Consider the following 24,276-nt stretch of genomic DNA (forward strand, 5'->3'; position numbering starts at 1 on the left):
AAAGAGAAGGACTTTCTATGGGCGTTTTGTTTTGCTGGCGGCTCTGCTCAGGCAGCCCTTGATACAAAAGAGATTGGCTTACTCAAGGTACCAGAACGCGGAGCTATTGAAACAAACGCATCTTATTTTTATAACACGATAAAATTTAGGCAGATTTAGTAAATCCAAAAACTTATGGCATTCCTTGATTAATCGTTTTGAATTATCCAAATGAAGTTTATCGTGTATGAATTTTTCTTATCTTACTCGTTTGTAGATTTCCTCAAACTCAATTGCAAGAGAGTAGGCAATGTTTAAAATTTTGGTCAGTTCATTCATAGTTTTCATCCCGCCTCCAATCTGTCTTAAGATTGTTAGTCCTTTTGTGGTGATGTTGGAGAAGGAGGCTTTTGATTGGTCCAAGTTTTAAAAGAATCACGTAGATCCAAACAAAAATTTAAAACAAATTCTTTCCAGTTTGGCATTTTGTCCATTTTCTCTTTACCTAGGAATGCTTGAGATAGTTCATAGAATTCATTTTTTCTATCTCGGTATAACAATTCTAAAGCTTCGTTAACTTTCTCTTTATCGTAGCCTGAATTTATCATATACATTCCTATAATGTCCATAAATCAAACATGAATTTCTAATAAATTAGAATTTTGAAGAAAATCAGATTTGATAATTACTATAATTTCTTAAGGATAATTTCCTGAACGAAATCGTATACTTCTTGACTTGATAATGGATTTATCCTTTTATTGATCCAATTTATGATTCAATTATGCACGTTGGTATCTATGGTAAAGGATTAACGGATTCCTCATCAAAATTAATCAAGAAAATTTTTGAAGACAAGGGAATTTCCACATCACTTGTCTCAAAAACAAAATCAAAACCCTTTGATTTCATTATCGTACTGGGTGGTGACAAGGGAGTACGCAACTATTTTCATCGTACCTTTGATTCGACAACACCAATACTTGGAATCAGCGAAGCTGAAATTAGTGGATTCTTGGCACAAATAGATCTAAAAGAGCTTTCAAGTTATGTTGAGCGTCTGAAAAAACAAAAGTACACAGTAGAGGAAGTTCAGCGACTAGGAGTAAAAATTGATGGAAAGAATGTTTATCCTGTGTTAAATGATGTCTCTGTGTTTGCATCAAAGAGTGCAATGCTAATGGAGCATACACTGCGTGTTAATGGTGAAGAAGTATGGCATGATAGCAGTGATGGAATAATTGTATCGACACCAATTGGTTCCTCTGCATATTCAATGTCTGCAGGAGGGCCTGTGATATTTCAAGAGTCTGCTGTCTTTGGAATAATCTCTGTAAACTCTTTGAATGTAACAAGAAGGCCCATAATAGTTTCAAATGATAGCTCAATTGAGATTGATGATATCTCATCTAGGTTACACTGTGAAGTAGTCTTGGATGGAATCGATAGGTACAATGTGAAAAAATTAGTAGAGTGCACAAAGTTTTTGCCTCCAGCCAGGATTATTCGAATGAAAAAGGACTCTACTGCAATCTCTGCACTTGCAAAGAAGGTTCATCTTGCTGAGGAGCTACTCAGCATGCCTCCAAGCTCAAAGCTATTGTTAAAGATCCTAGAGTATGAGGGAGCATTAACCCAAAAAGAGCTTGCAAGCAAAACATTACTTCCTGATAGAACAGTTCGATTAGCAATTAGCCATCTTTTGGATAAAGGATACGTAAAGCGTAAGGTGTCGATTCGTGATGCAAGACAGAAAATTTACGAGATATCAAAGATAGAATAAATAAAAAAACAATCCTCTCTTTTGTGACTTTGCTAAAATGTTTTGCGATATGATGGGATTGAACGATTAACTTCTTGATTCAACGAGTGGGTTTTTGAGTATTGGTAGTTTCACTACAAATGTTGAAGGATTGCTCTTGCATTCAATAGTTCCCTTGTGCTGTTCTACGATTCTTTTACAGCTTGCTAAACCCAATCCTGTACCTCTTTGTTTTGTAGTAAACAAAGGCTCAAAGATCATTTCTTGAAATTCTGAATCAACTCCTAATCCCGAATCCTGAACCTCAATGATAATAGATTTAGAATCTCCTTTAGTTTTTACGCTGATCTCACCATTATTAGATACTGCTTGAACCGCATTTACAAGCAGATTTGTGATTAATGTCTCAATTTTGGCTCGGTCACACACAAGATTATTGTTTGACAGTTCGAATTTTATCTTAACATTCTTTGGTACTGCAATAGATGCAAAGGAATCTTTTACGATATCTGATATGTTACAGGAACTCAGTTGTAGCTCTTTTTCCCTGACATGCTCTAATACATTTTCAACCTGATGCGAGATGCGATGGATTGCTCTATCGATGACTCTGAATTTTTCTTCAATATTTTCATTCATTTTTGGATATGCTTCATGTTTGATGATGTCCATGGAGAGTTTAATTGCAGAGAGTGGGTTTCTCAAGTCATGTGCCAATCTTGCAGACAACTCCCCTATGGCTGAAAGTCGTTCCTGTTTTTTTACCTCATCTGTTTTTACCATAATTTCATTTGACAATTGGTTTATACTGTTAGAAATTTCATCAAACTCATCATTAGTTTTATCCAATTTTATATCGTATTTGCCAGAAGATATTTCCTGAGTAACTTTGCTGATATTTTTTATTGAAGAATTTACTGAATTAATGATCAAAATTGAAATTACTAATGATATTCCAACAGAAATTATTAACAAGAAATTTTGTGAATAATTTGATTCTTCAACAATAGAATTAATTTGTGCTTGGTTTATGTTTTGACCCTGTGATTCCATTTGTTTTGCCATACTTAACAATTCAAGAAAATGTTTTTCCTCTTCAACTATTTCATCAAAATTAAATCCAAACAGTGTGCTTTGATTAATTTCATTTGAAAATATCCCAATTGATACATCGTGGTAATTTTGTAGGCTAATTTGCATATCACTAGCATATGCATGCATTTGTTCCCTCATCATTTGATCTGCAAGGTATTTGTCATTATTTTTTACCAATCTCAAGTCATCATACTCTTGAATCAAATTCTTGGTGTTTTCAAAGTTTCTGAAAAATTCTTCTTTGATTTCAACATCGTTGCCTTTAGCTATATCCTCGTAAAACTTGGCATTCATTTTCATAAAATTGGTATCAATCTTTTCAAGTATAGTCAATGCAGGAATGCTCATAAAGTGATGATAATTTGCTACGGTTTCCATCTTTTCGTTGTAGTGCTTGTCCATTAGAAAATTTACTCCAAATACAAGCAGTAACATGGTAAGGCCTATGGCGAGTTTTACTTTAATTTTCAAATTTAGCTCCTATTGGTTATGATGAATATTTTTTATTATCATAAAAGATCCTGTTCACAAAAAACGAGCTAGAGGTAATATTTTTGCTAATAGTAAACATTACTTTTTTTGGTATCATTAGAATTAGTGGATATTGTTGAATAATCCAAAAGTAAATTTTGCTTCATATTCGGAATTTGTTTTCATCACGTTAAGAGGAATCAGAGAGAACCCTTTGGAATAATCATTAGCAGATTATTTTTTTTCTTCTTGTAATTAATTCTATAATTTTCTACTTGGAAAAATATTACCGATTTCTATCCCAGTGGCAATCACAGTTGCATCCTTTTTGGCATTTCATCCGTTTGCAATCAGAACAGACTTTGCTTCTCCAAAATGGTGCAGTGTTCATGACTCTAGTATGCATTCAATTTATAAAAATTCTATAGGGTTTTACCGGGTTTGAGACTCTAAACAACTACTTTTGGGCAGCCGCACTAACAAATGCCTCAAAGACATTTTCAGGAAATCCCGGCCTACTGTTAAACTCTGGGTGGAATTGAACTCCAATGAAGAATTTGTGTGATGGAATCTCAAGAATCTCCATTCTCTTTCCACTATCGCTTTCACCAGTAAAGAATAATCCTTTTTCATTAAATTGACTGATGTAATCCTTGTTTACCTCGTATCTGTGTCTGTGTCTTTTTGATATTGTTTTAGATTTGTAAATTTTCTTTGCAACAGAATCTTCCTTTACAAAGATTTCATTTGCACCTAATCTCAGTGAGCCGCCCATGTCTTCGATGTCTTTTTGTTCAGGTAGCAGATCAATGATTGGATTTTTTGCATTTGCCTTGATTTCAGTAGAGTTTGCATCTTCTAGCCTCAAAACACTTCTTGCAAAGGCAACTGCTGCTAGCTGGAATCCAAAGCAGATTCCTAGATATGGGATATTATTTTCCCGTGCATATTCTGCTGTTTTGATAATCCCTTCTGAACCCCTTGTTCCAAATCCTCCTGGAACTAGTATGCCATCATAGTTTGATAGTATTTTATAATCTGGTATTGATTCTGAATCAATCCAATCAATCTTTACTGATTTTCCAATCTTTGCACTTGCATGATGTAACGCATGATTAACACTAACATAACTATCAGCCAGAGTAACATACTTGCCAACCATTGCAATCTTTACTGGTTTATCCTCATGATTCAGCATAGATTCTACAATTCCATTCCACTTGTCCCAATTAGCAGATGCATTGACGAGTCCAACTTTGCCAAACTTTGTAAAGATTGAATCCACTATTCCTTGATCATACAGTATCTGTGGTACCTGGAATATTGATTTTACATCATGACATGATAGTACGTCATCCTGTGTAACATTTGTAAATAATGCAATCTTCTTTTTGGTCTTTTCTTGTAATGGTTCTGTGCATCTTACTGCCAAAAAGTCTGGCTGAATACCAATTCTTCTTAACTCCTGTGCACTGTGCTGTGTTGGTTTTGTCTTTTGTTCTCCTACAACATCTAGTGAAGGGGCTAAGGTTACATGAACAAAGATTACATTCTTTGGTCCCTGTTCCACTCTAATCTGCCTTAATGCCTCTAAAAATGGGAGACTCTCAATGTCGCCGACTGTTCCACCACATTCAACAATTAAAACATCTAATTCCTCAGATTCAGCTACCTGAAAAATTCTATTTTTTATCTCATCTGTAACGTGAGGTATAATCTGAACACATGCACCAAGATACTCTCCTTTTCTTTCTGCCTCTATTACCTTGGAATAGACCTGCGCTGTAGTGATATTGTGGCTCTTTAGAATATTTTGATTCAAGAATCGCTCATAATTTCCAATATCCATATCACATTCGCCCCCGTCTTCTGTGACAAAGACCTCACCATGTGCAACAGGATTCATCGTTCCTGCATCATAGTTCAGATATGGATCGATCTTAATGCATGATACCTTTTGATTTGATAACTGTAATAATTTTGCAATGGATGAAGTCACGACTCCTTTGCCAAGGCCAGACATTACACCCCCTGTTACGAAAATGAACTTTGTCTGCACATATATGAATGACATATCGGGTTTTTAATCGTTTATCTTGACTTTGTCTGTGTTTTCAAACTTTTAGTAAATTTGAAAATCCTGTCTTGTAGTTTTGATGAGGGAGTACTCTCCATTATTCTAAGAAATGCACTACCAACAATTACTCCATTTGCACCAGCTGCGACATATCTTTTAACATCTGATGGAGTAGATACTCCAAATCCAATCCCTATTGGAATTTTATTTTTTGTAATCTTTTTTACCGTTTTTACAGCTGTTATGGAATAATTTTGAATACTTGTCTTGATTCCAGTAGTGCCATACACTGCTACAAGATACAAAAAGCCAGAGCTTGCCTTTAGTATTTTTTCAATTCTGCTTTTGGTAGTATTTGGTGAGACCAAGAAAATCGTATCAACTTTTGCTTTTTTTGCAGCAGCCAAATACTCTGAGGATTCTTCAACTGACATGTCTGGTAGAATCAGTCCATCAATTCCTGCCTTTTTTACTTCATTGATGAACTTTTGATATCCCTTGTGATACAGAATGTTTGCATATGTCATAAGGACTAGTGGAATGTCTGTCTCTTTTCTTATCGTCTTTACGATATCAAGAAACTTTTTCATCTTTGTTCCCTTTGATAATGAAACGGTACTGGCATTCTGTATGACAGGACCATCTGCTAATGGATCAGAGAATGGGAATCCTAATTCTATAATGTCTGCACCTCCCTTGATCAGTCCTCGAATAGTTGAGATGGTATCTTTGTCTGGCAAAAATCCAACCATAACATAAGCAATTAATGCCTTTTCGTTCTTAGAGTCTAACTCCTTGAACTTTAATTCAATTCTTGACATTTTTCTTCATGTACTCTTCTACTACTTCGACGTCTTTGTCTCCTCTGCCAGATAATGTAACTACAATTGATTCAGATTTTGGGCTGTTTCTTGCAACTTTGATTGCCTCTGCAATTGCATGTGATGATTCAAGTGCTGGAATGATTCCTTCAGTTCTAGTTAGGAGCAAGAATGCATCAATTGTTTCTGAATCCTTTGCACTGTGATACTTTACTCGTTTTTGATCCTTTAGATATGCATGCTCTGGGCCAACCCCTGGATAATCCAGTCCTGCTGATATACTATGTGTCTCCTTGATTTGCCCTTCTGCATCCTGTAAAAGATATGTCATCATGCCATGTAAGATTCCCTTGCTTCCAGCAGATAGTGTAGCTGAGTGATAGTCTGATTTTAGGCCCTTTCCTGCAGCCTCTACACCAATTATCTTTGCATTTGAATCAACTAGTGGATAAAACGTTCCAATTGCGTTAGAGCCTCCACCAACACATGCAATTACTGTATCTGGTGTTTTATTTTCTAATTTCTTCATCTGTTGTTTAATCTCTTGACCGATAACTGATTGAAAGTCCCTCACCATTACAGGATATGGATGTGGTCCCACTGCAGAACCCAATAGATAGTAAGTGTCATTTACATTTGTAATCCAGTCTCGTATAGCTTCATTGATTGCATCCTTTAGTGTTTGTGAACCTGACTTTACTGGATGCACTTTGGAGCCAAGCAAATTCATTCTAAAAACATTTAGCTTTTGTCGTATTGTGTCCTTGTATCCCATGTAAACTTCTGACTTCATCTTCAAACATGCACATGCCATTGCAGTTGCAACACCATGTTGGCCTGCACCAGTTTCTGCAATGATTCTCTTTTTGTTCATTCTCTTTGCAAGGAGTGCCTGTCCTAGTGTATTGTTTATCTTGTGAGCGCCACCGTGCAGCAAGTCTTCTCTTTTTAGATAAATTTTAGCACCGCCAATCTTTTCTGTTAGGTTCTTTGCATAGTATAGGGGAGTTGGCCTTCCGGCATACTCCTTTAGGTAATAATCAAGTTCTGCTTTGAATTTTTTATCATCTTTAATCTTTAGATAATTTTCTTCTAGCTCCTCAATTGCTGGAACTAGCGTTTCAGGAATGTATTTTCCACCAAATTCACCGAATCTGCCGTTTTTTGGATACTTCAATATGCACTCACCAATTTTCTCACATTCTCTCTGATATTATCGCTTTTCATTATGCTGGAACCAATTAGGAATCCACTCGCACCACACTTTCTCAGATACTTGATGTCATCTGGTGTCTCTATGCCACTTTCTGAAATAATTGGTCTATCTTGCTTGTACTCTTTGAGTAGATTCTCAGTTGTCTTTAGATCAATCTCTAATGTGTCTAAATTTCTATTGTTTATTCCAACCAAATCTGCATCTGTCTTTAGAGCACTTTCTAGCTCTGATTTTGTATGGACTTCTAGCAGTATCTTTAGTCCTTTTTTGTGACCATAATCGATAAACTCATCAATCTCCTTTAGGTGGCCCTGCTCAAATAATGACTGGATTAGAAGCATGTAATCTGCACCAATCTTTCTTGCAGTATCTATCTGGACCTTGTCAATCATGATATCCTTCATGAGCATAGGCACCTTTACCTCACGTCTTACCTGCATGAAAAAGTCTGGACTACCATTAAACAGGTATGGCTGAGTCAATACGGATAATGCACTAGAGCCTCCCTCAATCATTGCATTTGCAATCCTTACAGGATCTGATGTTGTTCTGATTTTACCTAGTGAGGGTGATGCAAATTTTATCTCAGTGATTAATGTTGGATGCTGATTGACTCGTATAGTCTGCAGCAAGTCTTGGGTTGATTGTTCCAGATTTGCATCAACTTCATACACTCCATCATCAATTGCAGCTTGTGAGTTGTTGAGAAGCTTTGTTAGAATATTGTCTATGATTCAAGCACCTCTTTGATTCTTGTTTGGTCTCCAGTATTTTTTATAAATTCTGTAAATAACTTGAATGCCTTACCGTCATTGATTGATGATAATGCCAGTTCCACTCCTTCATCAAAGCTGTTTGTGATTCCATTTACAATTAATCCACCTGCTGCATTTAGCGCAGTAGTTTCAATCATTGCCTGATTTGCAGTTCCGTTTAACACATCAACAAATGACTTGATTGCCTCTTCTTTTGTGTTTATTTGGATATCCTTAATTGGTGATTTGTGTAATCCGACCATCTCAGGATTTACGATATTTGTTAGAATCTTGCCATTTTTTAAAAAGCAGACCTTGTTGTTTGCACTGGTTGAAAACTCATCCATTCCATTTTCTGACTTTACAGTCATGATATACTCTGCACCATTCTTTTGCAAAATCTTTGGCAATCTTTCTAGTAGATCATCCGAAGATACTCCAATTAGCTGATTTTTCACCCCTGCAGGATTTGTTAGCGGTCCTAAAATGTTAAAGGCGGTTCTCGTTTGCAGTTTTTTTCTTGCACTGGCAATATGCTTCATTGCTGGATGAAACTTTTGTGCAAACATAAAGCAGATGTTAAATTTTTTCAAAACTTTTCTAATTGAATCTGGCTCTTGCATCAAGTCATATCCAAAGTACTCAAAGATATCTGCACTGCCAAAGATTCCTGAATTTGATCTGTTTCCATGCTTTGCAACGATTCCGCCTGATGCTGCAATAACAAAGGATGCCGTAGTTGAGATGTTAAATGTCTGGAGTTTGTCGCCTCCTGTACCGCACACATCTATGATTCTGCCCTCATTCTCAGGCGTAATCTTTAGGGAAAACTCATTCATCTTTTCAAGCATTCCTAGTAACTCCTCATCTGTCTCTCCCTTTTCTGTTAGTCCTGATAGAAAGTCATAGTTTTCTTGCTCTGTTGTCTTTCCAGAGAGAATCTCTGTCATTATTTCAGTAATCTCTTTGTGTGATAGATTGGTTTTTTCTTGTAATTTTTTTATTGAATTAGAAATCATTTTTGTGCCTTCACCTGCTTGATAAAATTATTGAGAATTATCTTTCCATCTTCAGTCATTATTGATTCTGGATGAAACTGGACACCCTGTATCAAATAGTCCTTGTGCTTTATTGCCATTATTTCTCCATCATCTGTTGCAGTTGCAATGACTTCTAGTGAGTCTGGAATGATTGTCTTGTCTCCAACTAACGAGTGATATCTAGTTGCTCTAAATGGATTCTTTACCCCTTCAAACAATGAATCTTTTTTGTATTCTACCTTGCTTGTCTTTCCATGTCGAACGCATCCTGCATTTGTAACTTGTCCGCCAAATGCTGAAATAATTCCTTGGTGACCAAGACAGACACCTAGAATTGGTTTTGTTGGGCCAAGCTCCTTGATAACACTAGAGCAGATTCCAAAATATTTCTCATCATCGGGCGTACCAGGCCCCGGGGAGATTATTATTGCATCATAGTTGTTTTGCTTTATTTGATCAATTGTTATCTTGTCATTTCGAATCACATCACAATCAACGCCTAGCTCCCCAAGATACTGCGCCAAATTATACACAAAGGAATCATAGTTGTCTATTATCAGAAATTTCATTTTGTAGCCTCCTTTAGTGCAGTAAGCATTGCATTTGCCTTGTGTTCTGTCTCTTTGAATTCATTTTCAGGAATAGAATCCGATACAATTCCAGCTCCAGACTGTACAAAACCATTCTTTCCATCAAAGAAGATGCTTCTAATTGCTATTGCAAAATCACAGCATCCATTGCATGAAAAGTAACCGACTGCTCCAGCATATGGGCCTCTTGATTGTGGTTCTAACTCCTCAATGATCTCCATTGCTCTAACCTTTGGTGCACCTGAAACTGTTCCAGCCGGAAATACTGCCTTGAATGCATCAAACATGTCAAATTTTTGATTCAGAGTACCTACCACATGAGATACTATATGCTGAACGTGACTAAATCTTTTGATCTTCATCAATTCCTTGACCACTACAGAGCCAAATTTACACACTCTACCGATATCGTTTCTTCCTAGGTCTACTAGCATTGTGTGTTCTGCTAATTCCTTTTCATCATTTAGAAGCTCTACTTCAAGACTTTTGTTTTTGTCTTCATCATCAGTAATCTTTCTTGTTCCTGCAATGGGAAATGTTTCAACAACATCATCTGTTACGCGAATTAGCATCTCAGGACTTGCACCAATTATTATTTTGTTATTCATCTTCATGTGATACATGTATGGTGATGGGTTTATCTTTCGTAGTACATCATACACCTTTAGGAGATTCCCTTTAGCAGTAAAATCAAATCTTCTCGATAGAACAACTTGGAAGATGTCTCCATCATGGATGTATCTTTTTGCCTTTTCCACCATTGATTCAAAGACATCCTTTGAAATATTTGGTGTAAACTCTGATATCTCAAAGGAATCTTTTGTTTCTTGTTTTATTAATTCTGAATATCTGTTGGTATCATAAAAAAAGTAATACGGCTTGTTCTTTTTGTTATCAAAAAATATTCCATCATGGTATATTCCAAACTCCATTAAGACATCATCTGATTTGTTTTTGATTGGAATGTCTTCTACTAGCCTTATGGCATCATAATTTACAAATCCTACTGCTCCGCCAAAGTATCTGTATGATTTATCATCTGTTGTCTTGATTAATTTTTTAATCTCCTTGAAAGGATCATCAGTTGGAATAGTATCTGTTAGTTTGTTTTTTTGATAGACTTCTATCTTGTCTTTGTACCCCTTGATTACATACTCTGGCTCAAATCCAATAATTGATGTCTCTGCTAACTCCTCAGGACCTGTAAGTGATTCAAAGAGAAATGTGTGTGAATAATTTTTTGAAATCTTTTTGTAAAGTTCGAATTGATTTTCAGATAACTCTAGGGGTATTACTGTTGGTCTTGCTTTTCCAAAGGTGTTCACCCATGTGTAAAATCAGATTTGATGGCTATTTAAAATTTTGAAACGCAACAGTGTGTTCAGGTATAACACACACAAAGTTAAGGCAAAAATTTTCTTTTACTAATTAAAGTCGAGGAGTTTCCCAATGCCCAAATGCCCCTCCATTCTTTGGGACCCTCGGCCCTCTTTATACGGTATGGTACGGTACCTTTATATCTGATCGCTTCGTAATATAACCATGAGTCAAATCTTAGAGAGACCAAAAAACAGCCGTCTTCTCATACAGGATTTTCTACCATTTCAGAAACCACTGGTAAAGTCATCTGCTACTAGTATCAGCTGCTACATCTGTGGTAAAGGACTAGAGGATGGATTATCCCTTACTGCAAAACATACCCCAATGGGCTCATTATTCTTCTGTGGTTCCCACTATTATCTAAAATAATTCTAGCTAGCTGGAGATGTGATTGCTCCTTGTGCTGCAGAGCCTACTAGTGATGCATATTTTGCTAATGCACCATGTGTATAGTTTGGATTTGGACGCTTCCATGCCTTTCTTCTTGATTCTAATTCTTCTTGTGATACATGAAGATCAATGATATTGGTTTCAGTGTCTATTGTGATTTCATCATCATCTTTTACCAATGCAATTGGTCCTCCAACAAATGCCTCTGGTGCAACATGGCCCACCATGAATCCCCTTGTTCCACCTGAAAATCTTCCATCAGTAACCATAGCAACTTTCTTTCCTAGTCCTTGACCTACTAGAGCTGCAGTTGTTGCAAGCATCTCCCTCATTCCTGGACCTCCCTTTGGTCCTTCGTATCGAATGACAACGACATGTCCTTCATCAATCTCACCCTTTGATACTGCATCAAATGCATACTCTTCTCTATCAAAGACTCGGGCCTTTCCAGTGAACTTTGTCATCTCGACACCAGCTGTCTTTATCACTGCACCTTCTGGTGCAAGTGAGCCTTTTAGAATTACAGCTGTTCCAACTGAATGTAACGGCGCATCAACTGATTTTACAATCTTTTGTTCTGTCTCTGGAAATTTCATTGCAGATAGATTTTCTGCCATTGTCTTTCCAGTAGATGTCATGCAGTTACCATGAATCAATCCTTTATCGTATAATTTCTTTAAGACAAATGGGATTCCACCAATTTTATCTAGTGAATTCATTACATAATTTCCACCTGGTTTCATATCTGCCAAATGTGGTGTCTTTTTTCTTATTCTCTCAAAATCATCATATGTTAACTTGATTCCTGCCTCATTTGCTAATGCCAATAGATGTAAAATGGCATTAGTAGAGCCACCTACTGCATTTAGCATAGTAATTGAATTCTCAAATGCCTCAAATGTTAGAATTTCCTTTGGTCGAATGTTATTTTCTAATAGCTTTGCGCATGCAAGGCCTGTATCATACACCATCTTTTTGCGTCTATCATCTTCTGCAGGAGGACTAGCACTACCTGGTAATGCCAATCCGATTGCTTCTGAGATTGATGCCATGGTATTTGCAGTAAACATTCCACCACAAGAGCCTGCAGTTGGGCATGCGGTGTTTTCGATATTTTTTAGTGCTTCAAGTGATAACTGTCCTGTGTCATAAGCTCCTACTGCTTCGTATACATCAACTATTGTAAGCTCCTTCCCATCTAGCATTCCTGGCATTATTGTTCCGCCATACACAAAGACAGATGGAATGTTTAGTCTGGCCATTGCCATCATTGTTCCTGGTAAGCTTTTATCACAACCTGCAATTCCAACTAGCGCATCATACTGATGTGCTCTGACCATTAGTTCAATTGAATCTGCAATGACTTCTCTTGATATCAAAGATGATTTCATTCCCTCATGTCCCATTGCTATTCCATCACTGACTGCAATGGTTGAGAACATTCTTGGTGTAGCACCGCCAGCTGCAACTCCTTCCTTTGCACTAAATGCTAGCTGTGGCAGATGAATGTTACATGGAGTAGCTTCATTTCCTGTATGACAAACTCCGACAAATGGTTTGCCAAGATCCTCATCTGATAACCCCATTGCCTTGTACATGGCTCTGTGAGGTGCTCGCGAAGTTCCTTCTACTACATTTCTACTAGAAATTTCCATGAATTAACACATCTACCTTGAATTAGTATAATTTAGAGTTTTTTTAAAAAATCATGCAAGAATTTGTTGTGAATCTAACTCTCGTAATTGCTCTTCAATCTCTTCAGGGGTTTCACTACCGTATGAAATCAGAATTCTATCTTCATCATTAAAGACATAATCATAGATTCCAGTTACTTGCTCGTGATTTACATAATACTTTAAGGTGTAATCCTCATTTGTACAAAACTGTCTTCCATCAGGAAATATGAAACACTCATCTGATACATCGATACTTAGAGTATCAAAGAGATATCCTAGAGTTACTCCTTCTGCATGTCTGTGGATTGTTGTACCATCTTGGGCCTCAAAGTGAATCCAGCTACTTTTTATCTGATATGCTGGAAGACTGAAATCAAATTTATCGCCAAAAATTTTCACTAGTATAGAAGAGTGTACATGTTCTCCTCCAAGCATTCCTGCGCCTGGTGGTGCACCTGGTGCATTTGAAAAGTTTGTTGCAAAGTTGTAAGCAGAATATCCTACGATAGCTATCACAACTGCAAAAACAGCGCCTGCCATGAGGTAAGTCTTTCTCTTCTTCTTGCTACGTTGAGCTGCAAAACTTTCACGTTTCTCTTCGCGCTCTTTTCTGGCTTTTTTACCCATGATTAACTCCTGATGAAAAAATTACCCTACTTAACTCAATCGATGAAACAATAAATAAAATACAAAAATCCCATAGATTCATGGGATGCATCTTTTGTGATATCATCAAAGGTGATCGTTTAGGTCATTTAATTTACGAAGACGATGAGCATGTTGCATTTTTAGACAAATACCCAATTGATGTTGGACATAGCCTTGTTGTACCAAAGAGACATTATGAGAGAATTACAGACATGGAGCCAGAAAATGTTGGAAAACTTTTCTCTCTTGTTCCAAAGATTGCTCGCTCTATTTTACACTCAACTAAAGCGGATGCGTTTAGTCTTGCTCAAAACAATGGCAAAGCAGCAAAACAGATAGTTCCACATGTGCATATTCACATCATACCAAGATTCAATGACAAGGGAACAATCTGGACAAAGCGTGAGATATCAAAAGATTCTGACTTGGCTGAACTTGCCGAAAAGATACGAAACAGCATCTGAGCAAATTAGTTCGTCCAAGCCAAACAAACTCGTTTTAAAATGATGAAAAAAATTACTTGATAATAATGACGATGAATATTTTGATTGCAGAAGACAATGAATATACTGCAAAACAGTACAAGACTGTTCTAGAGAAACGTGGCCACAAGGTCACACTTACAAAAGACGGTGTGGAATGCGTTGATGAATTCATGAATGAGGCAAAATATTCTGAACTATTCCGAAAGGACAACTCGCCTCCGTTTGATATTGTTTTAATGGATCATGACATGCCTAGAAAAAATGGTGCCACTGCTGCTCAGGAAATTCTAAAGTATAAACCAAACCAAAGACTGGTATTTCTCTCAGCATACGGTCATGGAATTCTGGGTAAGGTAAATGATCTAAGAGATGACACTGTGCAAATTATTCAAAAGCCATTCTCACTTGAATTTCTAGTGAAGAAAATCGAGGGCAAACTAATTGGACAGCGAATTGTTGGTGAACAACAAGGAACACCATTATCCATAACACAGGATGCAGCAGCAATTAGATAATACTATTTTGCGTGTCCTGGATTATACCTTAGAATGGCACCAACTTTGCCAAGACTAGCTAACATTGCACCATGCTCTGCACTACCTGAGATAACTTCAATCTTTGCACCGGTCTTTGCAGCAATTAATGATAGATAGTCTACTATGTCCTGCTCATTTGCTGTCAAGTCTGCTGCCTTGCATCCTGGGCATGGTGCACTAAGTAGTTCTGTTCTCTTTGGAATGACCTGTGGTCTTTCTACAATTTGTTCTTGAAGATGCTTACATCGATTACACACAACATCTAGCTTGATTAGATTTGTATCATCAGTGATGAGCAAAGTATCTACCACATTATTTTTTAGAAGATCAATTACCTCACCTAGGCCATAGGTACCTAGTCCAGAGTGAGAGTTTATCTTTTGAAATAGTTTTTCAACAATTTGTTTTTCTTCAACCATTCTGAAATCTGATAATACATCAGATGCTTTTGCAAATGCTTCTCTGATTCCTTCTGAACCAGAATATGATGTATCTAGTGTGGCAATAATATTTTCTTGTAATCTATATTCCAAATACCCTCCATTGACAAAGTCTTCTTTTGTTGGGCCTGGCCCTGAGACAATCAATCCCTTTACTTGGTAAATGTCAACAAAATATTCACGTGTGGTTTCAGCTACACGATTAAAGTAATAGGTCAGCTCCATCTCTCGCAACTTTTGAAATCTTTTTGCAGACTGTCCTCCTTGTCTGTGTTTTCCTGCAACACCAGAGCCAGTTTCAGATAGTACTTCTATCTTATCACCATGCAACAAACCCCAACCTGCATCCTTGGAATCAATTGCAAGAAAGCCAATTAGATTGTCATCTTTTAGCATGTCCTTTAGTATATCAACATGAAAATGATCATCACATCGATACAGAAACGTCTTGAGCTCTTTTGGTGGGTCAATCTCATACACCTTTACCACTTCACTACCAATTGGACCCCCACCTTCTGGTGGAAGTGCACCACAAAACATTACCAAGCCCCTATCAGGAGTTTTATTGTACAGTCTGAGTCTTTGAATTACTTTTCCAAGTGAATCAACCACATGACCTCTGGTGAGATCTGACTTTATGTTAACTGCAGTTCCCTGCTCCTCTTTTAGTACGCTGATAATTTCATGTAATTGCTTTCCAGCAGGAATGTATACGCTGATTAATTCAGTGCCGTGTCCTGACTTGTTTGAAAGCTCCTCAAGGGTTTTTCTAATCTTGTATAGCTTTACAGAGTCCTGTTTATCGACCTGAATCTTTCCCATGGTGAAATTTTTTCAGATGCGAATATTAAGTTTGGTTGATATTATAATGTCATAATTGGCATGCAGAGGAATATGCGAACGATATAGATCGGAGAAGAGCCGATATCAGGGAGGAGCTAAACGCTGTACTTATTGTAATGTGTATATGTTTTGTGAAGATATTCACTGTCCATGCTGTGGAACTCAGCTAAGAACAAAGCGCAAAACTAAGATTTCAAATCATCAATGACTCGTTTGAATACATCAAGAGGTTGATTTCCTCTAATTTTGATTATCTTTTCGTCATTGAATATGAAAAATGACGGAGTTGCATCAACGCCAATCTGTCTTGCAAAGTCCTGATGATCTAAAACTCTTTTGTTATACTTGCCAGAATCAAGACACCGGTTAAACTCTTCAAGATTTAGATTTACAGTTTTAGCAAATGCATCAAGTGAGTCTCTAGTAATCCAGCCTGTCTTCTCACCAGCCCAGTTTGTGTACAGTTCATCATGGTACTCCCAGTATTTTCCTTGGTCCTCTGCACAGTATGATGCTTCTGCTGCCAGTACTGAGTCCGGACCGTTTAGTGGAAAGTCTTTGAAGACTAGTCTTACCTTTCCTGTATCGATATAGTCTTTCTCTAGTGTCTTTAGTGTAGACTGGTGAAACCTAAAGCAAAATGTACACTGGTAATCACCAAACTCTAAAATTGTAATCTCTGAGTCTTTATCGCCCATAATTGGGGAGCCATCTTTGATTAGCTTTTGAGCAGATAGTAAAATGTCATCATCTTTATTGTCATCTTCAAAGGTAACTGCTAGTGCGATTCCTGTGATGACCCCGATTACAATTGGAATTGCAAGATACTTTAACATGTTTTAACCAAATTTGATTTGTGTAAATAGTTTGCTGAATCATTGGTTTGGATAACGAGGCTGTTTTCATTTTTTTGCAAAAACTTTTGCTCATTTAATTTTTAAAAAAATTAGATGGGATTTAGGTTGTTTTCTTCAAGAAATGAATCCCATGCGTTAATTCCGCCCTCAAGAACTTGAAAGTCAATTCCTTCCAATGCTAATGCATATGTTGCAATGGTGGCACGGTTTCCGGAAGCACATATCACTACCACGGGCTTGTCATCAGGGATTTGCTCAATTTGATTTGTGGAAAAAACATCTGCAAGTGGAATGTTTACGCTGGAGGAAATCTTTGTAACTTCTAGCTCACTTGGTTCCCTTACATCAAGCAAGTAAATATCTTCATTTTGTTGGATTTTAGAATAGAGCTGACTTGCATCTATCTTCTTTGGAGTAGATGTAGTCTTCAATTCTTCACCCCAAGACTCAATGCCGCCTTCTAAATAGAATGTTTTAATTCCGTTTTCTGACATTGATTGTGCTATTTGGTTTGATACCTTTCCATCCTCATCAATCAATACGAATTGTGCTGTAGAAGCAACATCCGGTAATCTACTTTGAATGGTGCCTACTCTCTTGTCTAGTGTAGAGTCATAAAGATAATCAAATGAAGAACCTGGGATGTGTCCTGCAGCATAAGACTGCTCGTCTCGAATATCAACTACAAAGATTTGCTTCTCTTTTATCTTGTTTTGTAGTGTACTAGCGTCAATAGCATACGGGGTATCAATAACTTGAATATCCTGGTTCAAATCTGCACTGAAAAATGTCATGGTCCATGCAATTGCAATACCAATCATCACTGCACCAATTATGCCGATTTGTTTTGTTTTCATTGGTAATTCCCTGATATCTTAGGATATAATGAATAAGTACATTTTCAATTTGTGATTTTCAAGAGTGGAAACTAGAATTGAAAAACATCTCTTCTCTTTATTGTCCAGTTTAACGTAATAATAGTGAGATGAAACCAAAAGCAATACAAAAAGAAAAAACCAGTCATTTGGTAACTCCGATGCTATTCGGAATAATGTTTGCTTCAATAGTAGCATATTTTGTGATATTCGCTACTCCGATTACTTCCGAATTGCCCGTACAGATTACCGAAGAGGTAAAGATAATCGCAGTTACCGAAAAAGGGATCGTTGTTGAAACATCTACTGGTGTTACAGTAGTAACTGATCAGTATGTGGGTTCACCCGGAGATATCATAGAGGTGACATACTCTGTTCCTATGAAATATCTGGAAAACAAGAGAATTCTTGAAGAAAAATATACCCTATTTCAACCCAAATCCTAACTTTTTTTATTTTACTTGATATTTTTCTTTTAAGAAATAACAGTTAAACCCAATTGGATTTGATTTTATACAAACTTACAAATTGTAATTAATGTAAACTGTTACATCAAAGTCTTGTACATTTGATAGTCTGTAATAACAAACTAGTTACTTGTCTTTTGATTATAAAATGAATTTTAAAAAATGAGAATTTATGGACCGCAATCACATTCTGGTCCACACATACATGGTCCTGGTTGTCCTGCACAAGTACACATGCCACTTTCGTCACACATGCAATCTGCTGTGCAGTTACAAGTTTCGCCGTGGGCTCTCTCAGACATTTCATCCATATGGCCACCCATTGACACAATGGAGTAGCTAACAGTGAAGGGCTCTTCACTTGGAGTGTGCACCGCTAGTGCATTTCCAGTAAACATCCATGTTCCCATGTTTGTCTTTGTATCAACTAGAGTTAATGCAAACACAGTCTCTCCATCTGGAGTCCATGTTGGTTGTCCCTTAACATCATCTTTGTCCAAAGGTCCCTGTAATGCAACAAGTTGAACATTCTTTGATGCAGAATAGGTAACCATTCCAGAATATGGTGAACTGCTTGGTGCTAGCAAAATTGCTAACTGATGAGTCTCATGTCCAATACCTGGGTCTTGTGATGATACTGCTGTTCCAGTTACTGCCTTCATCTTATGTCCAGATTCACCATGACTAGAGTGGTCTCCGCAGTCACAATCTGGTCCACACATACATGCACCATTCATGCCTGCACAAGTACACATGCCATCTTCATCACATGTACAATCTGATGCACAATTGCATGACCCTTCCATTGCAGTACCTTCAGATACTTCTGAATAATGTACTGTATAGCTTACGGTAAATGGCTGGTCCTTGAATGTATGCACCGCTAGTGCATTTCCAGTAAACATCCATGTTCCCATGTTTGTCTTTGTATCAACTAGAGTTAATGCAAACTTTGTCTCTCCATCTGGAGTCCAAATTGGTTGTCCATTAACTTCATCATCTGTTAATGGTCCATGTAATGCAACAAGCTGGACGCTCTCTGATGCTGCATAGTTTACCATTCCCTTGTAGACTTTGTTTGATGGTGCAAGTAGCACTGCTAACTGATGAGTCTCATGACCAATACCTGGGTCCTGTGATGATGTAATGGTGCCAGAATCCGTCTTCATTCCGTGATCAGACTTTTTATGATAATCTCCAGAATGTTTCATTTTGTGTTCAGAATTTGCATGATCGCCTGAATGCTCTTTCATTTTATGCTCTGATTTTGCATGAGCAGCATCTCCACAAGTACAGTCCTCACCACACATACATGGTCCGTCAGCACCTGCACAAGTACACATTCCAGTTTCATCACATGCGCAATCTCCTGCACACATACAATCTGAATCACTTAGTGTTCTTTGCTGTTGAACAGGTAATGCTTTTGATGGTGTAGTGGATCCTCTATCAAAGGCTTCTCTTCCGCCTTCGATCTCAGAACACAGTCTGTCTCCGCAAACTATCTTTCTTGTGTCCTCACCAAACTGTGTCGAGGAAACTCCCTTTGCCTTTGCGGCATAAGCAGGTTCTATACTATCAAGAGTAGCAATTATTGCTCCTGTCATCAAAATTGATGTCATAAAGAGTACAGCTATTGATAATTTTGTCATTGTTGTTTAGGGCCAATTTTCTATATAAAAGGGGCATTTTGATTATCAAAAATGAGTCTAAAATATTTTCAAAAGTGAAAATTGTCTTTCTCCTTAATAGTGATTTTTTTGTAATTGTTCCATATTGAAAGCATTTTTGTTTGTATTGATAATTTTTGTAATTTTTACCCCAGATGTTGTTTTTGCTAATGACATTCCAGATTGGGTCAAAAACAATGCAAAGTGGTGGGCAGAGGATCAAATTTCTGATGATGAATTTGTCACTGGTTTAGAATTTTTAGTTAACAATGATTTGATCAAAGTTTCACAAAATCAAATGAGTGAAAAAAGCACTGACAAGATTCCTGATTGGATAAAAAACAATGCAAAGTGGTGGGCAGATGGGAACATCTCAGACAGGGAATTTCTAAACGGAATTGAATTTTTGATTTCACATGGAATTGTTTCAGTTAACAAAGATGAATCACCTGCTGAATTTTTTGATCTAAAGGAGGCTGGACCTTATGAAGGATTATCTGATGCACCGGTAATGATCATAATGTTTAGTGACTATCAGTGCGAAAAATGTGCACAGTGGATTTTACACGAAAAGGAAATCCTAAATGAAAATGTAATTGATAAGGGAAAAGCAAAATTCTATGTCCTTGATTATCCTCTTCTTGGGGATGATTCCATTACTGCAGCTGAGGCAGTTTACTGTGCCGAAGAACAAGGCAAGTACGACGAGTATCACAAAATTTTGGCATTAAATTATAATGGTATCCAAACAGGCTGGGCAAATTTTGATTCCTTGGTGGAATATGCAAAGCAATTGAATTTGGATATCAACAAGTTTGAGCAGTGTCTGTATTGGGACAAAAATACACTTAGAGTGGAATACAACAAGCAAGTTGCCCAATCACAGGGCATAGTTGGAACTCCATCGTTTATTGTAGTGTCTGAAACTGGTGAGATAAAAAAGATCAACGGTCCGCAACCATCGATGATATTTGAGCGAGTAATTAGTGAGTTTAGCTAACATGAGCTTTATTGAAAAGAACGGTTTAGCACTAAAAGTTGTATTTTCTAATTTTACATACATTGGATTATGGATTCTAGTATTTGCAGGATTGTTTTTGCCACTGACTATACTGACTGAATTTATTTTCTTTGAGCCATATTTTTTATTTTATGTGCCCGAGTACCAGGTAGTTAGTTTTTTATCAATAATTGTTATTTCTGCACTGACAGCTTTGGTTCTTAGCATGGCAATTTACCGCATTCGTTTTCTTCATGCTAGCACCAAAAAACTTCGAACAGGAATTTTGGGCTCAGTTATCGGTGCAGGAGCTGGGGCATGTTGCGGAGGTATAGGAATTGCATTGATTTCAATATTTGGTGTAGTGGGGGGAGTGACTACAACTGTTTTGACAAATTTTGAGATACCATTGCGGATTCTCTCCATTGGTATTCTTGTTTTTACATATTTTATGCTCGTGAGGGATTTGAACAGAGAATGCAAAGTAAAATTTGACAAATTCAGAAACGAGTGAGATGTATACACAATAAGGAACATACTGACATATTCTTACTGGTGATATGACTTGATAAGCTGGAACACTATAAAACAAAACTCAATCTGGGTTTTTCTGGCAATCCTGTTTTTTTACGTTATACTGATCCTATCTTCCGATGTAAGTACAATTTTGGATCATTTTTCTAAAATTAGGCTAGAGTTTGTTCCCCTGGTTTTAGGCATTGGCATATTTTCACATTTTATCAAATCTCTTCGCCAAAGAGAATTTCTTCGCATTCTTGATGAAAAGATTTCACTAAAACAAAATATGATAATTTATCTTGGTGGTTTATCGCTGATTTTTACTCCAGGTGGATTTGGAGTTTTCATAAAAGCGTATTTTCTGAAACAAAAATGTGACATTCAAAGCAGCAAATCAATCGCAATGATTTTTCTTGAGCGGTATCATGATTTACTTGCAGGAACAACAATAATCCTTTTCAGCCTTTGGTTATCATTTAGCTGGATTTCTTCAACATTGGTTGTAATTTCATCTTTCTTGTTGCTGTTGATCTTCTTGATGATTACTCGTCTGAGAGTGTTCTCTTCGATTCGCAATAAATTATCCAAAATTAAATTTTTAGCAGACAAGCTTCCTGAGATTGAGTCAAGCAACTCGTTTCTTATTTTGACTAGACCTAAAATTATGACAAAGGGATGGTTGATAAGCATCGCAGGATGGAGCATTGATGCACTTGCAGTGTATGTTGGATTTCTGGCATTTGGTGTTGATTTGGGTTATGTCTTGACATCTCAAATCTATTTTACATCACTTGGGTATGGAATATTATCTCTTATTCCTGGCGGTGTAGTAGTTACTGAAGGAATTGCAGATTATTTACTAGTTAAACAAGGATTGAGCCTTTCAATTGCCTCTCTAGTTGTTATTTTTACAAGACTTTCAACGATATGGTTTGGAACCATTCTGGGAATTATATTTGCCCGCTTTGCTCTAAAACAAAATTCATGAATAGATTTGTTTTGTATCAATGATGTTCATGCATGGCAATAGTGTATAGTGCAGAATTTTTAGCAGACACTTCGGCCATAAAATCATCATCTGCAGTAGATATTATGATGACATCATTTTCTTTTGGTTCGAGTTTTTTTCTTAGCTCTTCTTTTAGTTCCGGTTCTTCTGTAAAGAATTCCTTTCCTTCGTTTGGAAACATGAATCTTCCATTTGAATAGATTAAGGTGATAACCCCTGTTGCACCATACAGTATGGCGTAATCCCTTTGTTCCATGCCTGATTTTATTGCGTCTGCATAGTTTCGAAGTAGAATGACATGGTTGTGGTTTGACTTTAGAATCTTATTTTTTGTAATTGTGCATTCAGAAGGTATCTCTTGGAGAATTTTTGTAACAAATGTCTTACCCTTTGGTGTTAGATATGTTCCTGATTTTGTAGAGTCTACAAGTCCTGAAGATTTCAAGTGAAGAATTAATGTTTTAACAGCTCCTTCGCCCAAGTGGAGAACCTTACAAAAACTTGCTCTACTGACATAATGATCTTTTTCTAAAACTTGTAAAGCCTTGAAGACATGCGGAATACTAAATGTTAGGACTTTGCTTGATCCTTTTCTTGAGACAATACTTTGTAATGTTTTGATCTGTTGGTGCAGATCTTCTAATTGGTTTTTCTGTTATTTATATTGGACAAATTATCCAAGAATTTAAATACAAAACAAAATTGTTTTGCTGTATGTCTCAATCAAGAGAGATAACAGTAACTAAATCTAGTGTTCCAATTGGAGCAGTTATTGCACTAGCTGCAATCTTTGCTTTTGGTCTATTCGTTGTAGGATTTGATCAAGGACATTTGTTTAGCATGATTCAAGGCGCAGAAGCTTTTGATCAACTTTACATCCACGAGCTGACTCATGACATGAGGCACGCAGCAGGCTTTCCCTGCCACTAGTGATTAGTCATGAAAACGGCACTTTTTATTATTCTAGTTCTAGTTTCAGGCGCAATTGCAGGTTTGATTCATGGTGGAGCTAATCTTGTTTTAGTTGAGCCCTATCTTGATAACGCAATTAACATTGAAAACCAGAATCTCTTTGCTTCTGGTGAGGAAAAAGACTCTCCTGAATTCTGGATAGAGTATAATTCCTATCGTTACTGGCAAAAAGGCGGACAGGTATTGGCAGGTGCTATCTTGGGAACATCAGTTGGTGCATTGTTTGGTATAGTTTTTGCATACTCTAGAAAGGTGCTACCAGGAAGTAATAATGTCAAAAAGGGATTGATTCTGGCTGGAATCATGTGGTTGACAATCTACTTGTTGCCATTTTTGAAATATCCTGCAAATCCTCCGACAGTTGGAGATGCGGAAACTGTAGTGTTGCGTTCTGTTTTGTTTTTGGCTTTTATTGCAATCTCTGGCTTTTCAGCATTAGGATTTTATCAATTATCAAAAAGATTTCAAGGAAGAAAGAAACTTGTATCAGTTATTGGATATAGCGTACTAATCGGTGTAATGTTTGTTGTAATGCCTGCAAATCCAGACGAGGTAGGTGCTCCAATGGACTTGGTAAATGGATTTAGAATGATGTCTGTTCTTGCAGTGTCCTCATTTTGGATATCAATTCCAATAATTTTGGGTGTCCTGTGGAACAAGTTCCAGCCCGACAAAGAGATGTATGTCTCTTCTAACTGATTTT

At 37.0% G+C, this 24,276-nt stretch carries 26 protein-coding genes; 10 read left to right on the forward strand and 16 right to left on the reverse strand.

All coding sequences use genetic code 11. The annotated features are described in order from the left end of the window. Positions 1 to 353: 353 nt before the first annotated feature. Positions 354 to 608: a hypothetical protein gene (locus tag C6988_RS05685; RefSeq protein ID WP_342752369.1), complete on the reverse strand. Its 255-nt coding sequence runs from the start codon at positions 606 to 608 to the stop codon at positions 354 to 356. Positions 609 to 763: 155 nt separating this feature from the next. On the opposite strand from C6988_RS05685, the gene C6988_RS05690 reads away from it, so the two are divergent. Next, positions 764 to 1,762 (forward strand): NAD(+)/NADH kinase, encoded by a 999-nt coding sequence (locus C6988_RS05690; protein WP_182134102.1) that lies wholly within the window; start codon positions 764 to 766, stop codon positions 1,760 to 1,762. Between the two features lie 66 nt (positions 1,763 to 1,828). Here C6988_RS05690 and C6988_RS05695 read toward each other — a convergent pair whose 3' ends face one another. The 8 genes from C6988_RS05695 to C6988_RS05730 all read right to left on the reverse strand — a co-directional run bounded on the left by C6988_RS05695 (position 1,829) and on the right by C6988_RS05730 (position 11,131). Beyond that, a complete protein-coding gene (locus tag C6988_RS05695; RefSeq protein ID WP_182134103.1) occupies positions 1,829 to 3,307 on the reverse strand; it encodes a HAMP domain-containing sensor histidine kinase in 1,479 nt (492 codons plus the stop codon). A gap of 457 nt (positions 3,308 to 3,764) precedes the next feature. Further along, positions 3,765 to 5,381, reverse strand: coding sequence for a glutamine hydrolyzing CTP synthase (pyrG, locus tag C6988_RS05700; RefSeq protein ID WP_342752370.1), 1,617 nt, complete (start codon positions 5,379 to 5,381; stop codon positions 3,765 to 3,767). 17 nt (positions 5,382 to 5,398) lie between these two features. Continuing rightward, a complete protein-coding gene (gene trpA / locus C6988_RS05705; RefSeq protein ID WP_182134105.1) occupies positions 5,399 to 6,205 on the reverse strand; it encodes a tryptophan synthase subunit alpha in 807 nt (268 codons plus the stop codon). Further along, complete coding sequence (trpB, locus tag C6988_RS05710; protein ID WP_182134106.1) at positions 6,192 to 7,382, reverse strand: tryptophan synthase subunit beta; 1,191 nt, start codon at positions 7,380 to 7,382, stop codon at positions 6,192 to 6,194. The genes trpA and trpB overlap by 14 nt, the downstream gene beginning before the upstream one ends. After that, entirely contained in the window at positions 7,379 to 8,095 is a 717-nt protein-coding gene (locus C6988_RS05715) for an indole-3-glycerol phosphate synthase TrpC (RefSeq protein ID WP_255464287.1), read from the reverse strand. Before C6988_RS05715 ends, trpB begins: the two co-directional genes overlap by 4 nt. Before the next feature lie 53 nt (positions 8,096 to 8,148). After that, positions 8,149 to 9,195, reverse strand: coding sequence for an anthranilate phosphoribosyltransferase (gene trpD / locus C6988_RS05720; RefSeq protein WP_182134107.1), 1,047 nt, complete (start codon positions 9,193 to 9,195; stop codon positions 8,149 to 8,151). Beyond that, positions 9,192 to 9,785 (reverse strand): anthranilate synthase component II, encoded by a 594-nt coding sequence (locus C6988_RS05725; RefSeq protein WP_182134108.1) that lies wholly within the window; start codon positions 9,783 to 9,785, stop codon positions 9,192 to 9,194. Before C6988_RS05725 ends, trpD begins: the two co-directional genes overlap by 4 nt. Further along, positions 9,782 to 11,131 (reverse strand): anthranilate synthase component I family protein, encoded by a 1,350-nt coding sequence (locus C6988_RS05730; RefSeq protein WP_182134109.1) that lies wholly within the window; start codon positions 11,129 to 11,131, stop codon positions 9,782 to 9,784. Before C6988_RS05730 ends, C6988_RS05725 begins: the two co-directional genes overlap by 4 nt. A gap of 217 nt (positions 11,132 to 11,348) precedes the next feature. Here C6988_RS05730 and C6988_RS05735 point away from each other — a divergent pair, with 217 nt between their 5' ends. Then, entirely contained in the window at positions 11,349 to 11,555 is a 207-nt protein-coding gene (locus C6988_RS05735; protein ID WP_182134659.1) for a hypothetical protein, read from the forward strand. Positions 11,556 to 11,557: 2 nt separating this feature from the next. On the opposite strand, the gene ilvD is transcribed toward C6988_RS05735, so the two are convergent. Next, a complete protein-coding gene (gene ilvD / locus C6988_RS05740) occupies positions 11,558 to 13,231 on the reverse strand; it encodes a dihydroxy-acid dehydratase (RefSeq protein WP_182134110.1) in 1,674 nt (557 codons plus the stop codon). Between the two features lie 51 nt (positions 13,232 to 13,282). Further along, on the reverse strand, positions 13,283 to 13,879 hold the full coding sequence (locus C6988_RS05745) for a protein-disulfide isomerase (protein ID WP_182134111.1): 597 nt from the start codon (positions 13,877 to 13,879) through the stop codon (positions 13,283 to 13,285). Between the two features lie 80 nt (positions 13,880 to 13,959). Here C6988_RS05745 and C6988_RS05750 point away from each other — a divergent pair, with 80 nt between their 5' ends. Continuing rightward, on the forward strand, positions 13,960 to 14,364 hold the full coding sequence (locus C6988_RS05750) for an HIT family protein (RefSeq protein ID WP_182134112.1): 405 nt from the start codon (positions 13,960 to 13,962) through the stop codon (positions 14,362 to 14,364). A 71-nt stretch (positions 14,365 to 14,435) separates the two neighbouring features. Beyond that, complete coding sequence (locus tag C6988_RS05755; RefSeq protein ID WP_182134113.1) at positions 14,436 to 14,900, forward strand: response regulator; 465 nt, start codon at positions 14,436 to 14,438, stop codon at positions 14,898 to 14,900. A gap of 2 nt (positions 14,901 to 14,902) precedes the next feature. Here the strand turns inward: C6988_RS05755 and prf1 are convergent, their stop codons facing one another. From prf1 to C6988_RS05770, 3 genes are all read right to left on the reverse strand, one after another. Beyond that, on the reverse strand, positions 14,903 to 16,183 hold the full coding sequence (gene prf1 / locus C6988_RS05760; protein WP_182134114.1) for a peptide chain release factor aRF-1: 1,281 nt from the start codon (positions 16,181 to 16,183) through the stop codon (positions 14,903 to 14,905). Positions 16,184 to 16,389: 206 nt separating this feature from the next. Further along, complete coding sequence (locus C6988_RS05765; RefSeq protein WP_182134115.1) at positions 16,390 to 17,040, reverse strand: DsbA family protein; 651 nt, start codon at positions 17,038 to 17,040, stop codon at positions 16,390 to 16,392. A 110-nt stretch (positions 17,041 to 17,150) separates the two neighbouring features. Beyond that, positions 17,151 to 17,918, reverse strand: a complete 768-nt coding sequence (locus tag C6988_RS05770) for a rhodanese-like domain-containing protein (protein ID WP_182134116.1) — start codon at positions 17,916 to 17,918, stop codon at positions 17,151 to 17,153. 128 nt (positions 17,919 to 18,046) lie between these two features. Between C6988_RS05770 and C6988_RS05775 the strand changes: the two genes are divergently transcribed. Beyond that, positions 18,047 to 18,382, forward strand: a complete 336-nt coding sequence (locus C6988_RS05775) for a hypothetical protein (RefSeq protein ID WP_182134117.1) — start codon at positions 18,047 to 18,049, stop codon at positions 18,380 to 18,382. A 191-nt stretch (positions 18,383 to 18,573) separates the two neighbouring features. Here the strand turns inward: C6988_RS05775 and C6988_RS05780 are convergent, their stop codons facing one another. Then, positions 18,574 to 20,055 (reverse strand): hypothetical protein, encoded by a 1,482-nt coding sequence (locus C6988_RS05780; protein ID WP_182134118.1) that lies wholly within the window; start codon positions 20,053 to 20,055, stop codon positions 18,574 to 18,576. Between the two features lie 124 nt (positions 20,056 to 20,179). On the opposite strand from C6988_RS05780, the gene C6988_RS05785 reads away from it, so the two are divergent. The 3 genes from C6988_RS05785 to C6988_RS05795 are packed head-to-tail and all read left to right on the forward strand — an operon-like array spanning position 20,180 to position 22,580. After that, complete coding sequence (locus tag C6988_RS05785; protein ID WP_182134119.1) at positions 20,180 to 21,073, forward strand: DsbA family protein; 894 nt, start codon at positions 20,180 to 20,182, stop codon at positions 21,071 to 21,073. A gap of 1 nt (position 21,074) precedes the next feature. Further along, positions 21,075 to 21,587 carry a hypothetical protein gene (locus C6988_RS05790; RefSeq protein ID WP_182134120.1) on the forward strand — a complete coding sequence of 171 codons (513 nt, stop codon included), beginning with the start codon at positions 21,075 to 21,077 and terminating at the stop codon, positions 21,585 to 21,587. Between the two features lie 51 nt (positions 21,588 to 21,638). Then, entirely contained in the window at positions 21,639 to 22,580 is a 942-nt protein-coding gene (locus C6988_RS05795; RefSeq protein ID WP_182134121.1) for a lysylphosphatidylglycerol synthase transmembrane domain-containing protein, read from the forward strand. 16 nt (positions 22,581 to 22,596) lie between these two features. On the opposite strand, the gene C6988_RS05800 is transcribed toward C6988_RS05795, so the two are convergent. Next, on the reverse strand, positions 22,597 to 23,082 hold the full coding sequence (locus C6988_RS05800; protein ID WP_255464289.1) for a DUF4443 domain-containing protein: 486 nt from the start codon (positions 23,080 to 23,082) through the stop codon (positions 22,597 to 22,599). Between the two features lie 233 nt (positions 23,083 to 23,315). Between C6988_RS05800 and C6988_RS05805 the strand changes: the two genes are divergently transcribed. Together C6988_RS05805 and C6988_RS05810 are read left to right on the forward strand one after the other, a co-directional pair. Beyond that, complete coding sequence (locus C6988_RS05805) at positions 23,316 to 23,531, forward strand: CbtB domain-containing protein (protein ID WP_182134122.1); 216 nt, start codon at positions 23,316 to 23,318, stop codon at positions 23,529 to 23,531. Positions 23,532 to 23,540: 9 nt separating this feature from the next. Next, positions 23,541 to 24,272 carry a CbtA family protein gene (locus C6988_RS05810; RefSeq protein WP_182134123.1) on the forward strand — a complete coding sequence of 244 codons (732 nt, stop codon included), beginning with the start codon at positions 23,541 to 23,543 and terminating at the stop codon, positions 24,270 to 24,272. Positions 24,273 to 24,276 lie beyond the last annotated feature (4 nt).

It is taken from the genome of Nitrosopumilus sp. b1 (assembly GCF_014078545.1).
In the GTDB taxonomy this organism is placed as follows: domain Archaea; phylum Thermoproteota; class Nitrososphaeria; order Nitrososphaerales; family Nitrosopumilaceae; genus PXYB01.